The sequence below is a fragment of the Bacillus sp. OK048 genome, from assembly GCF_900103525.1.
Taxonomy (GTDB): Bacteria; Bacillota; Bacilli; order Bacillales; family Cytobacillaceae; genus Neobacillus.
In genome coordinates, this window is record NZ_FNHN01000007.1 from 106,275 (window position 1) to 121,792 (window position 15,518).

General features: G+C 40.9%; 14 protein-coding genes. 4 read left to right on the plus strand and 10 right to left on the minus strand.

The window, feature by feature from the left end:
- Positions 1-111 precede the first annotated feature (111 nt).
- The 10 genes from BLR86_RS14175 to pdxK form a co-directional block, all read right to left on the minus strand.
- Positions 112-1,017 (minus strand): FixH family protein, encoded by a 906-nt coding sequence (locus tag BLR86_RS14175; protein WP_090762512.1) that lies wholly within the window; start codon positions 1,015-1,017, stop codon positions 112-114.
- The gene (locus tag BLR86_RS14180; RefSeq protein ID WP_090762514.1) at positions 1,014-1,691 is read right to left on the minus strand and encodes an ABC transporter ATP-binding protein; all 678 of its coding nucleotides are present in this window, start codon (positions 1,689-1,691) and stop codon (positions 1,014-1,016) included. The genes BLR86_RS14175 and BLR86_RS14180 overlap by 4 nt, the downstream gene beginning before the upstream one ends.
- Positions 1,688-2,485 (minus strand): ABC transporter permease, encoded by a 798-nt coding sequence (locus tag BLR86_RS14185; protein ID WP_090762516.1) that lies wholly within the window; start codon positions 2,483-2,485, stop codon positions 1,688-1,690. Before BLR86_RS14185 ends, BLR86_RS14180 begins: the two co-directional genes overlap by 4 nt.
- On the minus strand, positions 2,449-3,789 hold the full coding sequence (gene nosD, locus BLR86_RS14190) for a nitrous oxide reductase family maturation protein NosD (protein WP_090762518.1): 1,341 nt from the start codon (positions 3,787-3,789) through the stop codon (positions 2,449-2,451). The genes BLR86_RS14185 and nosD overlap by 37 nt, the downstream gene beginning before the upstream one ends.
- Positions 3,786-4,352, minus strand: coding sequence for a hypothetical protein (locus tag BLR86_RS14195; RefSeq protein ID WP_090762520.1), 567 nt, complete (start codon positions 4,350-4,352; stop codon positions 3,786-3,788). The genes nosD and BLR86_RS14195 overlap by 4 nt, the downstream gene beginning before the upstream one ends.
- Positions 4,353-4,546: 194 nt before the next feature.
- On the minus strand, positions 4,547-6,415 hold the full coding sequence (nosZ, locus tag BLR86_RS14200) for a Sec-dependent nitrous-oxide reductase (protein WP_090762522.1): 1,869 nt from the start codon (positions 6,413-6,415) through the stop codon (positions 4,547-4,549).
- Between the two features lie 16 nt (positions 6,416-6,431).
- A complete protein-coding gene (locus BLR86_RS14205; RefSeq protein WP_090762524.1) occupies positions 6,432-6,869 on the minus strand; it encodes a cytochrome C in 438 nt (145 codons plus the stop codon).
- Between the two features lie 469 nt (positions 6,870-7,338).
- The gene (gene bshB2 / locus BLR86_RS14210; RefSeq protein WP_090762526.1) at positions 7,339-8,010 is read right to left on the minus strand and encodes a bacillithiol biosynthesis deacetylase BshB2; all 672 of its coding nucleotides are present in this window, start codon (positions 8,008-8,010) and stop codon (positions 7,339-7,341) included.
- 22 nt (positions 8,011-8,032) lie between these two features.
- Positions 8,033-8,383: a YojF family protein gene (locus tag BLR86_RS14215; RefSeq protein ID WP_090762528.1), complete on the minus strand. Its 351-nt coding sequence runs from the start codon at positions 8,381-8,383 to the stop codon at positions 8,033-8,035.
- A gap of 230 nt (positions 8,384-8,613) precedes the next feature.
- A complete protein-coding gene (gene pdxK / locus BLR86_RS14220) occupies positions 8,614-9,447 on the minus strand; it encodes a pyridoxine/pyridoxal/pyridoxamine kinase (protein ID WP_090762530.1) in 834 nt (277 codons plus the stop codon).
- Between the two features lie 467 nt (positions 9,448-9,914).
- Between pdxK and fdhD the strand changes: the two genes are divergently transcribed.
- The 4 genes from fdhD to BLR86_RS14245 all read left to right on the plus strand — a co-directional run bounded on the left by fdhD (position 9,915) and on the right by BLR86_RS14245 (position 15,296).
- Positions 9,915-10,676, plus strand: coding sequence for a formate dehydrogenase accessory sulfurtransferase FdhD (fdhD, locus tag BLR86_RS14225; protein WP_090762532.1), 762 nt, complete (start codon positions 9,915-9,917; stop codon positions 10,674-10,676).
- An 81-nt stretch (positions 10,677-10,757) separates the two neighbouring features.
- A complete protein-coding gene (gene fdnG / locus BLR86_RS14235; RefSeq protein WP_139185622.1) occupies positions 10,758-13,736 on the plus strand; it encodes a formate dehydrogenase-N subunit alpha in 2,979 nt (992 codons plus the stop codon).
- A complete protein-coding gene (locus tag BLR86_RS14240) occupies positions 13,736-14,563 on the plus strand; it encodes a 4Fe-4S dicluster domain-containing protein (RefSeq protein ID WP_090762538.1) in 828 nt (275 codons plus the stop codon). The genes fdnG and BLR86_RS14240 overlap by 1 nt, the downstream gene beginning before the upstream one ends.
- Entirely contained in the window at positions 14,556-15,296 is a 741-nt protein-coding gene (locus BLR86_RS14245) for a formate dehydrogenase subunit gamma (protein ID WP_090762542.1), read from the plus strand. The genes BLR86_RS14240 and BLR86_RS14245 overlap by 8 nt, the downstream gene beginning before the upstream one ends.
- Positions 15,297-15,518: the final 222 nt, after the last annotated feature.

The window sequence follows — 15,518 nt, forward strand, 5'->3', positions numbered from 1 at the left end:
TTTATACAAAATGTTGTGCATAAACCGCTTATTTTGCATAAATGGTGACAGGCACCAAATATACTGCATAAACGATTCGTTTTGCATAAATGGTGCCTGTCACCGTTGCTGTCACCGTATGACTTGTATTTTTAGTGAGTTGACTTGTGATACTAGGAGTTCTTCGTATTGTTTTTGGGCTTGGAAGTTGATTTCTTGTTGGGCCATTTCTGGGTTTTCTTTGTTTACTTTTTCAATCATGTCTTTTTGTACTTTTTGGGAAAGGACGATTAGTTGGTATTGTTGCTTTTCGGTTTCCCAGAATTTTTCTTCACCATATTCCTTTATCATGGCTTTGGCGGATTCGAACTGGTTGTATTGGTCACGGACTTTGTTGATTTCTGTGTCAATTTCCGCAGCGCTTGCGGTATGCCCCTTTTCTTCAGCAAGCATCGCCATTGCGCGGAGACGGATGATTTGTGTTAATAATTGATTTTTATCCTCGACAACCTTTTCCTGTGAATCCCAGTAGGACAATGCTTCCTTCAGTTGGTCGCCAGTGTAGCGCTTCTGGTCGGTTTCACGATTGATTGCAAGCTGAAGAGAATTAATAAACTTGTAAAAGTCTAAATTTTCATTTGTAATCCAATCCCCATTAATCGAGGCTACACCTTCAGGTTTTTTAACTTCATAATCAATAACTTCTTCCGTTTTTTTACCATCCTTTTCGAGCGTAAAAGCAATTTCATACTTACCTCCCATTGGCAGCTTGACGTTACCTCCGTACTTACCTTCTGAGCCTTCAGTTAATGTTACTTCCGTCATACCATGGTCCATATTTGTCATCGAGAAGGCCGCAGAAACATCAAGTCCTTCAACTGCCTTTTCCTCTTCCGTCACCATTATTTCAAATGGAACTTCCGTATCCGCTTGAAAATAAATCGGTTTTGTTACTTCGATTTTGTATTTAGGGTCCGAACTGCAGCCTGCAAGTATGGCAAGGAATAGCAGTGCGGTCAGCATCATCGTCTTTTTCATGATTCATATCCTCCAAGATTATGTGTTTGTAAGAACTCCTCAACGGTGTATTTCTCCATTTTTCCATTATTTAAATAGGCCACATGGGTACAAACTTGTTTGATTTCATCAAGATGATGGGAGGAGAGCAGGATCGTTTTATCATGAAGCGATTTTAACACTTCTAAAATTTCCTTCCGTCCCATGGGGTCGATCCCACTTGTCGGCTCATCCAAAATCAGAATACTTGAATCTTGATAGAGAGTAATGGCTAATCCAAGGCGTTGCAGCATCCCTTTTGAATATTTCTTCACCTGAACATCGCGGTCATCCCACAAGCTTACCGACGTAAGGACCGATTTAACACGTTCTTGGTCAACCACCTTTGCGACGGCCTCCGCAAAGAAGGTAATATTTTCAAGCCCAGTCAGCATCGGATAAAGTTGAAACTTTTCTGGCAGATAGGCTATCGCTTTTTTCCAATCATGATTTTTCTTCGTTACTTGAACGCCATTAATCGAGATCGATCCTTGTTTAACAGGAAGCAAACCAAGCAGACTATTAATAAAAGTTGATTTTCCAGCACCATTACGGCCAACGAGTGCACAAATTTCATGTTTGTTAATTTCTATATTGATAGACTCTAGGATTAATTTCTTCCCGAAGGATTGGTTTAGATCAGTTACGGTTATCATTCGAAGCCCTCCTTACGGTGAAACACAATCGCTGTAGTGATGGAAGCGATTAGCCAGAATATAAGATTTCCAAGCAGAAAGAATACTGGTTTTGTCCACATAAAGGCTTGAAGCAGCCGTGACATGTGACCAAAGGAATAAACACCCATACCAGTTTCTAAGAACATCCGAATCGACTGCAGTGGATTTAAAAAGTATCCAGCTGAAAACAGCTTTACATTTTCATGGGTCACATCTGGTAAAAATGATAGCAAGATAAAGTCGTGTAAGAAGAAAAAGTAAAACCAGACAAAAATCGTATAGCCGATAATTTGCATTCTTGAGCGGCTAAAACTGCCGATGGCCGCTCCGATTTGCAGGAACACGAGTGACATGGTGACAATCGCCAAAATAAAGATAAAATAAGCCTTCATATCAAGCTGGAAATTAAATTTGAGTAACAGCAAATAAAGAAAGAACCAGACGAGTATCGGTACAAGAACGGTCGTAAACAGCCCGAGGCTTTTTTTAAGTAAAAAGCTTGTATAACTATCTTTCTTGGTTAACAGCATGATGAGTGTCTTTTGTTCCTTTTCCTGAAAGATAGAAAAGGCACCGATGAACAAGCAAAGGATCGGGATAAAGTAAATAATCGTATCAAATAAATTAAGTAAGAGGACATAGAAGCCTTTATCAAATGAAAGGTCAGTGGAACGAAACAAGATACTGACGGTTAGGAGAACAATGATGCTTAATGCAAGCCATAATCCTTTTCCTCTTATATTTTCTTTCCATTCCTTCCAAATATAATGCATAGTAAATGTCTCCCCTTTAGTAAAATCAACACCGCGGCAAGCCCTATTAAAGCTAAAAGCAGGATATTTTGGTTGCCTTTTGCAGCGGCCAGCGGATATGGGTCATTAAACATAACCTTTTCGTCGATAACCACCGCATTCATTTTTTCATAAATGGCTAGTGCTGGACTTTTTAAAAATAAATAGGATAATTCTTGGTCTTCAATTAGCTGATAAAGTGACGATCGATAGGTTATTGGAAAGTCCCCAATTCCGTTTTGATTTAAATCGGTGAGCGGGAAGGAGCGTCCCCAGTCATTACCTTTGCCGTTCTGACTCCAAAGATTGGTTTCACCGCTTCCACCTATTGTAACGGCGGGGATAGTGTTTTCGGTAATTAGATTTTCTGTAAAGATTTGTTCGTTGGAACTGGCCCAAAGCTCAATGCCTATTTGATTTTGAGAAATTTTATTGTCTTTGATGATATTTCTTGTCGCTTGATCAATGTAAATTCCACGTTGATTCATATAGAAGGTATTGTTTTTTATTTGATTATCATTCGCTTGGAGCAGCAATAAGCCAAATGATTGGTTGCCGTAGTTAACGATAAAATGGTTATCCTCTAGCAGCAGATGATTCGAATTCATCACCGCAGCGCCGCCCGTATTCATCGTAAAGGTATTTTTCGTAAAAGTATTTTCATCCGAATACATGTAATGCAGGCCGTACCTTGTGTCAGTAATATTATTTTGGTCGCTTTCGTTCCTATTTGCTTTGTCGAAGAACATCCCGTCACGCGTACCTTCGATGGTATTATGAGTTAAGAGGTTATCATTGGAATAATAGACATGAATGCCATTACCCTGAGCCGCAATTTCCCCTTTACCCATGCCTGTTATTTTTACATCGGTGATTTTATTGTTGTGTGCCTGACTTAAATAGATTCCGTGGAAAGAATCGGTAATTTGAATGTGTTCCAATACATTCCCGTTTGTGTAAACTTTAATGCCTGCATACTCCTCGGGGGAGTTGCGGTTCATACTGCTAGTTGATACGTTCAACTTTTTAAGAGTTACCTTCGCTGCTTTAATGGAGATGACGTTGCCTGTACCGTCTCCTTTGATTGTGGTGTTGTCAGCGCCAATAATTGTGATGGGCTTGGTAATAACAATATTGCCTTCATACGTTTTATTTTCAAGCTTCAAAACTGCTCCTTCTTCCAAACTGTCGATCATTGCTTGCAAGTTTTCGGCAGCATTATTTTTCTCAGGGCTCATAGTAAAAGTAAGAGAGAAAACGAAAAGAAAGAGCAGTAGTTTCTTCATCTTTTTCGATCCTTCCATAACGGAATCAATAATAAAATAAAGGCAGCGATTAAGAAATACGAGCCGTAGCCAAGGATACTTTCGGTAACAAAGTTTGCTACCGTATTATGGCCAATAATTGGCGGAACAAATGGATCAATTTTAATAGGAGCCGTCGGGCTTAAATTGGTCCCGAACTTTTTAAGTGCAGCCATTAGGTCTAGTACACCCAGGGTTCCTCCAATAACAAAGAGACCAATTAATCCATATAGCAAGGCCTTTCTTCGAAGAATCGCTGTTATGAGCGTTATCGCTGCTAAGCCGATGACCAAGTAGGATAAATACGCTAACTCTGGGAAATTTTCTTCACTGAAGTTTTCCATTCCAATATAGTGATTCAATCCGTTGACGATATCAATTTCACCTTCAAGCTTATTAGGGTAAACGATAATATTTAAGCCTTCAGGATACTGCGGGGCAAAGAAGACCATTTGCCACCAGGGGAAGAATAATGAAAGAACGACCAAAACTGCAGCAAGTGTAATCAGTAATGACGAAACAAGCGATAATTTTTTCCCTTTCATTTAAAACATTTCCTTTCATAAACGGAGCAGGGTACCAATTTTTAAAAATTGATACCCATCACCATCATTTGTCTAGCTGCAGCGCCTAGGGGTTCTCAGGTCTGAGCCAATCCGTCAATAAGGTTAAAGAACAACCTTATCGCCGTCTCGTCTTATGCCGGTCACCCCTGGTCAAGGCGCTTCCGCTTTTCGGATTATTGCTTTGGTTTTACAAGGAAGTAGCCGGTCATTTCTTGGTGCAGTGCGGAACAGAAGTTAGTACAGTAAAGCGGGAATGTACCTGCTTTATTTGCAGTAAATTCGATTGTATTGGTTTGGCCGGGCTGTACTTCAATGTTTAAGTTGTATTGGTTGATGGCAAATCCATGGGTAATATCCTCATCAAAATCCGTATTGGTCAAGTGGATCGTTACCTTATCTCCTTGATTGACTTCAATCACGTCAGGACGCTTCGCTTTCGCGTCAAAGATAAATTTCGAACGCATCGCGATACCGTAGACATGAACTTCATTTCCATTACGCTCAATCCTAGCCTGATCTTGTTTGTAAGTCGCAAGCTTATTATTTTCATCCTTTGGATATACTTCAATGGTCTTAATCTTATCTGCCTTAATAATTTGCGCATAATGCGGCTCTGGGTTAACTGGTGAAGATTGAATTACCTTCATTTTCCCGCTAATATCGATCAATTGCATCGATTCAGGATGTGATGGACCTACTGATAAATAGCTGTCTTTTGCGATTTTGTTCAAGGCGACGAGCCACTTTCCATCAGGTGAAACGGTGTCACCTTCAGCTGCTACAGAGTGTCCTGGAGAGTATTGAACAGGAACACGGTCTAATGTTTCGCCTGTTTTTGGATCCCATTTCACAATTTCCGAAGAAATGAACATCGTTGTGTAGGCCATTCCTTTATCATCAAATTGCGTGTGAAGCGGCCCTAATGCATTTTCAGGGTTTACTTCTCTTTCCATGATAGAATCATAGTTGATAATTGGAATCCCATTTCGTTCGCCAGCGAAGTCTTTATTTTTCACAGCTTCAAATGCCTTTTCAAACGAGAATACAGTCATGGATGGTGCTAATTTACCAGAAGCGATAAAGTGCTTTCCATCCGGAGTAACGTCGACACCATGTGGTGATTTCGCTACAGGTACAAGGTAAATACCGCCTTTATGCTTTTCAGGGAAAATCATTTTTTGCCCGGTAACTTCATCATATTGTCCGTCTGCAACCTTTTTTTCAAGCTCTTTCCAGTTAAAAAGAACAATGAAGTCACGGTCAGCTTGTGAGGCGTTAATTTCAAGATTCGTTGTTGCTTCTTCTGTGTTGTAAGTGGTCATAACAGCCCAATCAGCTGAACTTTTCTTACCAGCGTCAGATAAATCGTATGACCATGGTGGAAGAGCCACTTGGTATGCAACATTAAGTTTATCTTTGTCTTGGTCAAACGTTACGGCTGACATAACACCGCGGTACTGGTCGCTGTACTCATCTAAAGACTTGTATTCAGAGCCGATAGGAACCGCAAAGCGTGTCGGCAGGAACATATACTCTGTGTTTTGGGTAACGAACGCGGCACAGTGCGGACCGCTTGTGTTCGGAACATTAATAATATCTTTAACCGTAAACGTTTCTAAGTCCATGGCTGCTGCACGACTATTTCCGACGTCCGTAGCAAACATATATTTACCGTCATAATCACCATTTGTTTCGGAGAATGCCGGGTGATGAAGGTCTCCCCACGTATAGTCACCCATTAATTTCTTCGTATGCTCATCAAACCCATATCCAGTTGCAGAGTCTGGTGAGAATACCGGTACTGTACGAATATGACGCATCGATGGAACACCATAGATAAACATCTGACCAGAGTGGCCACCTGATGCGAATAAGTAGTAATCATCTTTTTCACCGAATGGTACATAAACCTTTTCAGCATCACTCTTGGTACTACTAGAAGCGGCTTGATTGTTTGTACTCTTTGAAAAATCAGCAAAGGTAATCGTAGCTGCTACAAAACCTGCTAGTAAACCAGAGACAATTGGAACCCATTTTTTCATCTACCACACCACCTTTTTATTTTTCAGAAGCTTGCTTTAACATATCTAACACTTGCGTGCGCTCTTCATCTGTTAACGGGCTACCGCCAATAACCGAGGACATAACCGCGGATGTTGGTTCTTTTAAGAATTCATCTAGTGATTTGCCATGCTTTCCTTCAACCTCTGTAAAAGCTTTTGAAAGGTCCGGCCCTGTTACCCCACCATCTAAGCCGAGTTTATCGACGGCATGACAGCCAAGGCAGCCTTTACTATTGAGGATGTTCGTTGCATCTACTGAAGCAGTTTCTGGTTTTTTCTTTTGATCTTCTGTTGTGGTTGTTTCTTTCGTTGCTTCCGTTTGAGCTACTTGAGGCTGTTTATCGGAATCCCCCATAACGACACCAAACACTAAGTATCCAAGACCAAAACCAATGACTAAACTTGCGACAAAGCTGATTATCGCCTTATTCATACTTCCCCCTCCTTCTGTCTATTGAACACTTTCATCCTATTAATAATTCAAGAAGTAAAATGTGACCTAACGCACAACTTTTTAGATAAGTTTGAACGTTTTGTGAAGGCGGTTGCAACAGCAGGCTTTTGGGAAATTTGAACGTTTTGTGAAGATTATCACTATATGGAGAAAAAACTTTTACTAGAATAGGAGATAACGAAGGTGGAAATGTGGCGTTAAAAAAGAGGGAATCATCGAAATGAAATCAAGGAAGATCATCATTCTTGATATGTGCAGACTGTGCACTTTATTAAATAAATCCTATTAAAAAAACCCCTTCGTTATAGGTGAAGGGGTCTTTGCTTTATGACAGGTCATGAAGACTGTTTATCAGGAATGAAATGGAATATGGGCCTCATGAACGTTTCATGAGACCCATTTTTGGAAAAGTAAATGGAATTTGGGCTTCATGGACGCTAATACCCAGTTAATCTTTGATCCTATACGTCCAGAATCGTTCATTGTTAATCCACACCATCATCTGTGGATCCTGATTTTTCAGCTTCTCCGTCACGTCGCCAAACATTTGCTCCGTTTGAGAACGATGGGCTTGAATCGCAGCGAGCTTTTTGTCAGCAACAGCCGTGATATTATAGACAATGTCGGCCTCACCGAGCTCTTCGACACAATTGTTTGAAAAGGCGACGCAGTGCAGTGTCGGCCTCGCGGCTGCAGGGATTTTCTCGACTGCCCTGACAACCGCGGCACCGGTGGCGTCATGGTCAGGGTGAACGGAATAGCCCGGATAAAACGTGATGATCAAGGATGGATTCACTTCATTAATTAAAGACAGCATGGTATTCGCCAGTTTTTCGTCATCTTCAAATTCAATCGTTTTATCACGGTAGCCAAGCATGCGTAAATCCTGGATGCCTAAAGCTGCAGCAGCGGCTTTAAGCTCTACTTTTCTAATTTTCGGGAGATTTTCCCGATTGGTAAATGGGGGATTTCCCATGTTGCGCCCCATTTCCCCTAATGTTAAACAAGCATAGGTGACGGGAGTGCCGTTTTTAACATGAGTGGCAATGGTTCCAGAAACTCCAAAAGCCTCGTCATCTGGATGTGGGAAGACAACTAATACATGACGTTCTTTTTCCATATAAAACTCCTCCTTTCTTCCTTTACTCAAATGGTGTAAGGCTGATTTCGAGGGCAACCGCAAGTTTCCCTTTGTTATCATGGCCCGCTAGTAGCAAGCGATCGTGCTCATCAATTTCAAAATGTGTAAGACCTTCAGCGTAAATCCAACCGAGGTTTATTTTTAACCCAACACGATAGGGGTCCGTTCCAGTGATTTTTCCATGTTCGTAGCGAACAAGGCCATTTCGAATATAGGCGCCAGCAGAAAAGAAGGTTTGATCATGGTGGGATGCATAGGCACCATTCGTTGTTTCAAGGTGAATATAGACATCCTGATTCGCGTATTTGTTAATCGCTGCTTGAACCTCGAGATAATCCTTTATTGGTTCCATAACTCTTTTCTCCTTTCCCCATGCAAGGTATGTAATCTAAAAATTAGTGTATTTAATAATGTAACTATCATACTAAAATCACTTGGAAAATGCGAAATTTCAGCCTAATAAGAAAAGCGCAAGCGCCCTGGTCAGCGGCGTATGGCCTGGAGCTGGACAGTAAGATAAGTTTAATACTTATACTTATCTTAAAAAAAGCCGTCCATAGTGGACGACCCTTCATTGAATTATTAGCAATCTACACAATACTCAGTTGATGAATGTGTTCCTCGGTAGGCACCATGCCAAGTAGGGCCGACAAATTCATTTAAGCGGAAGCCTTGACTGATAGCGGCTGAAATGAAATCCTTCGCAACTTCAACCGCTTCAACAACAGTTTTACCTTTTGCCAGCTCTGCAGTAATAGCAGATGAGAAGGTACAGCCCGCGCCATGGGTGAAGTTCGTTTCAATCTTATCAGATTCAAAAATCGTAAAGTTTTTACCATCATATAGAAGATCAATGGACTTTTCCTCTGTTAAAAGCTTGCTTCCACCTTTAATGACCACATTTTTTGCACCTAAATCGTGGATTTTGACAGCAGCCTCCTTCATTTGTTCTAACGTTTTAACGGGACCGGTTTGTGCTAATTGCCCCGCTTCGAATAGGTTTGGTGTTACAACTAAGGCACGTGGCAGTAAAAGTTCACGCATAGCATCAACTGTTTCTGGGTTTAAAACCTCATCCTCGCCTTTACAAACCATAACAGGGTCAATTACCACCCGCTCTAATTTATTTTCATCGATGACCTTTGCGACTAATTCAATAATCTCGACTGTGCCAAGCATTCCCGTTTTCATTGCGTCAATTCCGACAGAAAGGACAGTATCGATTTGTGGCTTTAGTGTCTCAACGGAAATGGGAAACACACGATGGTGCCAATCCTTTGGATCCATCGTAACGATTGTAGTCAGCGCATTCATCCCGTAGACACCGAGTTCTTGAAATGTTTTTAGGTCTGCTTGTATTCCTGCACCGCCGCTCGTATCAGACCCCGCGACTGTCATAACCTTTTTGATTGTCATATGTATACCCTCCCAAAGCTAGATGGTGAAAAAACAGCTATTCCTATTATAAAACAAACTTGAAAATATAGTAGAAATTTTATGGAGGCATTCTTTTTGTCGGAAAAATGACATTTAACGGTTTTTACACTATTTAGGTGGTTATATGTGATAAATCTTACTTCCGAGAAAAAGGACTCATCGTACGATAGTACTAAAGATACAAATTTATGTGGTAAACGCTTACAAAAAGCGACTTAACAATGCTTTGATAGTGCTAAATTGGTTGAAAAAGAAAAAAGTTCGATAATTCGACACAAAAACGTACGACGTTTGTCAAACGCTCATAAGTAGGGCGCTAATATTTATTATAAATTTAAGAGGCATAGTTTATTACATTTTGATGTGATAAATGTTGCTGAGAAGCTTGGGTAACATTATTACAATTGAAACGCTACGAAGGTAAATTCCTGAAAGGAGGGAAAACAATGTACCGCAAAGGATGTCCTGATGAATATCCCATTACTCTCATTGTAAATGGGTATGAGATTGCAGTATTTCAATTAACGAAACACGACCTTGAGGATTGGGCCTATGGTTATTTGTTTTCTGAAGGATTTATTCAGGAAGCGAGTGAAGTGGAATCCATTACCATAAATGAGGAAATGGGAAGCATCCATATTTCACTTCTGAATGGTTTTAATGAAGAAGAGTTGTTTACGAAGAAGAAGCACTATACAGCAGGCTGTGGGCGCGGTGTCACGTTTTTTTCGATGACAGACGTAAAAAACTTTCAAAAAGTAGCTACTGAATATAGATATAAATTGAGTTTTTTATTAAAAAAACAGAGTGAATTCGCTCGAAATTCACCGTTTTACTTGGAAACTGGCGGAATGCATGGGGCCTGTATTGTAGATGAAACAGGCAATATTACTGTCCGTGAAGACATTGGGCGGCACAATGCAGTCGATAAGATCATTGGCCACACGCTACGACTTGGGTTACATCCCGAAAGGTTGGTCTTATTAACAACCGGAAGGGTTTCATATGAAATGCTCTCCAAAGCAGCGAAATTTGGCTTTCCTGTTATTGGTTCACGAACAGCCGCAACCAAGCAAGCTGTTCAATTGGCTAAATACTTAAATATAGAGGTAATTGGCTATTTACGAGGGAAAATGGCTAATATCTATACCTCAACAGGCCGAGTTCAAAATGATGTAGTGGAAGAACCCGCTGTAGAGATGCATTGAAGGGGGGGAAACAGAGTACAAAACTAGATATAAAAGGGATAATCTATTCAATTCTGGGAAGGAGATAGAAAAATGGTCGAAATCAACTTAAACCGCCGGCAATTCTTGAAGTTGTCTGGTGCGACTGCTGTGACGTTAGCAGTAGTTGAGCTAGGCTTTGATGAGAAAAAAGCTTATGCCAGCACAAAAGAATTCAAAATTGCTAAATCAACTGTAACACCAACCATCTGCTGCTTTTGCGGCGTAGGTTGTGGAATTTTAGTCCATACAAAGGACAATACCGTGGTTTATACGGAAGGGGATCCGGATAACCCAATTAACGAAGGTAAGCTATGTAGTAAAGGAACAACCATTAGACAGTTATATACTTCTGAAAAACGTATTAAGAAACCGCTTTATCGTGCACCAGGCAGTAATAAATGGGAAGAAAAAGATTGGGAATGGATGTATGAAACCATTGCCAAACGTGTGAAGGAAACGCGTGACAAGACGTTTGTTGTCACTGAAGATGGCATGACAGTAAATAAGACCGAGGCAATTGCCAGTCTTGGCGGAGCAGCTCTTGATAACGAAGAGACGTACCTGCTTGCAAAAATGATGAGAGGGCTTGGTGTTACCTATTTAGAGCACCAGGCACGAATATGACATAGTTCTACGGTTGCCGGTCTGGCACCTTCATTTGGTCGTGGAGCAATGACTAACAGTTGGAATGATGTGCAGTATACTGATTGTGCGTTGATTATGGGCGCAAACCCAGCAGAAAACCATCCAATTAGCTTTAGATGGTTAACGAAAGCGAAAGAGAATGGCGGAAAAATAATAAGTGTTGACCCTCGTTATACAAGAACATCGTCAATGTCTGATATTTATGCACCATTACGCTCGGGAACTGATATTCCGTTTATGGGCGGAATGATCAAATATGCGCTTGAAAATAATCTTTACCACAAAGAGTATGTTGCTAAATATACAAACGCAAGCTTTATTGTAAATCCAAGTTATAAATTTGAAGACGGCTTATTCTCAGGATACAACGCAGATAAGCGTGCTTATGATAAAACGCAGTGGGCATTTGAAAAAGATGCTGAAGGAAACCTAGTAAAAGACTATACCTTGGAACACCCAAGATCTGTTTTTCAATTAATGAAAAATCACTACTCACGCTATGATGTAGACACAGTAGTAAAAATAACAGGAACACCAAAAGAAGACTTATTAAAGGTATATGAAGCGTTCTGTGCAACTGGTCAAGTCGGTAAAGCAGGAACGATCATGTATGCAATGGGTACAACCCAGCATACAGTTGGTACGCAAAACGTTCGGGCTTTTGCCATCATTCAACTTCTTTTAGGTAATATTGGTTTGCCAGGCGGCGGAGTTAACGCAATGCGCGGTGAATCCAACGTTCAAGGTTCAACAGATTTCGGGTTACTATATGGTAACTTAACAGGATATTTGAATACTCCTACCTCTACAGATGTGAAGAATGCTACATTAGCAGGACATTTAGAAAAAGAAACACCAAAAACAGGTTACTGGAGCAATAAACCGAAGTTCATTGTCAGCTTGTTAAAAGCTTGGTATGGACCGAATGCACATGCTGATAACGAGTTTGGCTATCAGTTCCTGCCAAAGGGAAATAAAAATTATTCGCATATCAACCTGTTTAAGGCGATGTACGATGGTAAGCTCGAAGGAGCATTCCTATTTGGAACAAACCCAGTAGTCGGAGGACCGAATGCAGGAAAAGAACTAGATGCACTTTCCAATTTAAAATGGTTAGTAGCGGTTGACCTTTGGGAAACGGAAACTTCAGCTTTCTGGCAAAAAGAAGCTGGCAGTGACCCATCTAAGATCAACACAGAGGTATTCCTACTTCCAGCATGTTCTTCTTATGAAAAAGAAGGAAGCGTTTCAAACAGCTCTCGCTGGATGCAGTATCGCTGGCAGGCAATTAAGCCTCTTGGTGACTCAAAGGCAGACTTAGAAATTATCCATGAGCTTGCAACAAGAATTAAAGGTTTATATAAAAATGAAGCAGGTCCAGTAGCAGAACCAATCCATGCTCTTTACTGGAACTATGGTGAAGGACACCATCCAGATATCGACCTAGTATGTAAAGAAATCAATGGTTATGACGTAAATACAGGCAAACTAATTGCTGGTTTTGGTGCTCTTAAGGATGATGGATCAACCTGTTCAGGTAACTGGATCTATTGCGGATTCTACCCAGAAGAAGGTAAAAATCGTGCGAAAAACCGTGACAAAAAAGATACAGGAATGAGTTTGTATCTAAACTGGTCGTATGCTTGGCCGATGAACCGTCGTATTCTATACAACCGTGCTTCATGTGATCCAAACGGTGTTCCATACAATAAAGAAAAGGCGATTGTATGGTATGACGCAGTCCAAGGTAAATGGACTGGTGTAGACGTACCTGACTTTGTAGCGACCAGAAAGCCTGGCGATGCAGGTTTCGAAGATCCATTCATCATGATGAATGATGGGGTAGGCGGAGTTTTTGCTCCAACCTTAAATGATGGTCCATTACCAGAACACTATGAGCCATTTGAAAGCCCAGCCAAGAATTTACTCTCAAGTCAAGAGATTAACCCAGCTATCCAATTGTTTGATGGTAAATTCAATGAGCGCGGCTTTAAAGCAGACTTCCCAATCGTTGCTACAACTTACCGTGTAAGTGAGCACTGGCAGTCTGGTACGATGACACGTAACCAAGAATGGTTATCAGAGCTTGTTCCACATATGTATATTGAAATAAGTGAAGAGTTAGCAAAAGAAAAAGGCATCAAAAATAAAGATGAAGTTATTGTCAGCTCGGCTCGTGGTGAGGTAAAAGCTTATGCAATGGTAACAAAACGCTTTAAGCCACACAAAATTGATGGCAAAAATGTTCATCAAATCGGTATGCCATGGCATTTCGGTTATAAAGGGATTGCAACTGGGGAGACAGCGAACCGTCTGACACCTCATATCGGGGATGCGAATTCAACCATTCCTGAATATAAGGCATTCCTCTGTAACGTAAGGAGGGCTGACTAATGGCCACTGAATATGTAAAATATGTCGATGTGACCAAGTGCGACGGCTGTCGTGCCTGTATGGTTGCCTGTAAAAACTGGAATGACCTTCCGGCTGAGCAGCAGGATTTCCAAGGCAGTGTTCAATCACATGCGAAGACAACTGCTGATACTTGGAACGTATTGCAATACATTGAGCACGAAAATTCCAATGGAAAACTAGACTACCTATTCCGTCATTCTTCTTGTATGCACTGTACAGACGCAGCGTGTGAAAAGGTTTGTCCAGAGAATGCAATCAGCTACACTGAATTTGGTACAGTTGTCATTGACCATGAAAAATGTGTTGGCTGTGGATATTGCGTGCAAAACTGTCCATTTGAAGTGATCTCTCTTAAGGAATACATTGATAAAAATGGCGATAAATATCGTAAAGCAAACAAATGTACCATGTGTACAGATCGTTTGGAAGAAGGCTTACAGCCTGCTTGCGTAAATACTTGTCATACAGGTGCGATGGAGTTCGGTGACAAAGCTGCGATGATCAAGAAGGCAGAAGATCGTGTTAAACAAATTAAAGACCGTTATCCGAACGCAATGGTTTATAACCCACAAGGTGTTGGTGGTACACATACAGTTTATGTACTAGCTGAAAAACCATCTGTTTACGGATTACCTGAAAATCCTAAAGTTCCAACATCTGCTGTTATTTGGAAAGACTATGCACAGCCAATAGGCAAAATGATGATTGGTGCAACTACAATGGCGGTTGTTGGTGCCTTCATTACCAATAAGATTATTAGTAAGAAGAACGCTAAAAACGAAGACGGAGGTGAGCACCATGAGTAAGCCTCAAAAGTCGACAGTAAAAGTAAAACGTTTTTCTAAAGCGTTTGTTTGGGCACATGCGGTTAATGCCATTTCGTTCTTTGCCCTGTATATTACGGCTTTGCCAATGTATACTGAGTTCTTTGACTGGTTGTACCCGGTGTTGGGCGGTCCTGAAGGTGCACGTTTGCTGCACAGAATATTTGCAGTAGCATTCATATCACCAACGCTTATCTGGGTGATCTTTGACTTCAAAGGCTTTAAGCTTTGGATGAAAGAGCTTGTTACTTGGAAAAAACGAGATCTTGAGTTCTTTACTGAATTCGTAAAGGAACTTTTCGGTTTCAATTTCAAGCACGTTAGACAAACATTCTTTAACGCGGGTGAAAAGATTAACTCAATCATCCAAATTGTCACAGCGATCTTAATTATCGGTTCAGGCTTCCCAATGTGGTTTCCTGAAATCTTCCCAAGAGCGGTTGTACAGTGGGGATATTTACTACACAACGTTGGTTTCGGTCTTGCTATAGCGGTAGTCGTAGGACATGTCTATCTATCTGTTATTCACAAAAACTCTAAACCAGGATATTCCGGTGTTATCACAGGCGAAGTACCTGCATGGTGGGCTAAAGAACACTATCCAGACTGGTACGATGAAGAAGTCGCAAAAGGTAACTTCCCTGACATTGATGCGAATGGCAATCCAATAAAACCAACTAGCCCTGACAAGAAAAAGAAGAAAAAAGGCGCTTGATAATGAAAAGCGGAAGCGCCTTGGTCAGCCACGACAAGCACTGCAGGACCGAAGTGACCTCGAGGGGCTAGGCGCTGTAGCTAGACATTACTTAAAAATTTTATACTAATAAAGGCTGTCTCTTGCAGGACAGCCTTTATTTAAAGAAAAACTGTGTTAAATGAAACTGTTGATTTTATAACCTGTTGATTTGAGCGGAAGGCACGAGACTCCTGCGGGACT

Coding starts and splice junctions, on each gene's coding strand:
- BLR86_RS14175 (WP_090762512.1), bottom strand. CDS start 1,017: ATGAAAAAGACGATGATGCTGACCGCACTGCTATTCCTTGCCATACTT.
- BLR86_RS14180 (WP_090762514.1), bottom strand. CDS start 1,691: ATGATAACCGTAACTGATCTAAACCAATCCTTCGGGAAGAAATTAATC.
- BLR86_RS14185 (WP_090762516.1), bottom strand. CDS start 2,485: ATGCATTATATTTGGAAGGAATGGAAAGAAAATATAAGAGGAAAAGGA.
- nosD (WP_090762518.1), bottom strand. CDS start 3,789: ATGAAGAAACTACTGCTCTTTCTTTTCGTTTTCTCTCTTACTTTTACT.
- BLR86_RS14195 (WP_090762520.1), bottom strand. CDS start 4,352: ATGAAAGGGAAAAAATTATCGCTTGTTTCGTCATTACTGATTACACTT.
- nosZ (WP_090762522.1), bottom strand. CDS start 6,415: ATGAAAAAATGGGTTCCAATTGTCTCTGGTTTACTAGCAGGTTTTGTA.
- BLR86_RS14205 (WP_090762524.1), bottom strand. CDS start 6,869: ATGAATAAGGCGATAATCAGCTTTGTCGCAAGTTTAGTCATTGGTTTT.
- bshB2 (WP_090762526.1), bottom strand. CDS start 8,010: ATGGAAAAAGAACGTCATGTATTAGTTGTCTTCCCACATCCAGATGAC.
- BLR86_RS14215 (WP_090762528.1), bottom strand. CDS start 8,383: ATGGAACCAATAAAGGATTATCTCGAGGTTCAAGCAGCGATTAACAAA.
- pdxK (WP_090762530.1), bottom strand. CDS start 9,447: ATGACAATCAAAAAGGTTATGACAGTCGCGGGGTCTGATACGAGCGGC.
- fdhD (WP_090762532.1), top strand. CDS start 9,915: ATGTACCGCAAAGGATGTCCTGATGAATATCCCATTACTCTCATTGTA.
- BLR86_RS14240 (WP_090762538.1), top strand. CDS start 13,736: ATGGCCACTGAATATGTAAAATATGTCGATGTGACCAAGTGCGACGGC.
- BLR86_RS14245 (WP_090762542.1), top strand. CDS start 14,556: ATGAGTAAGCCTCAAAAGTCGACAGTAAAAGTAAAACGTTTTTCTAAA.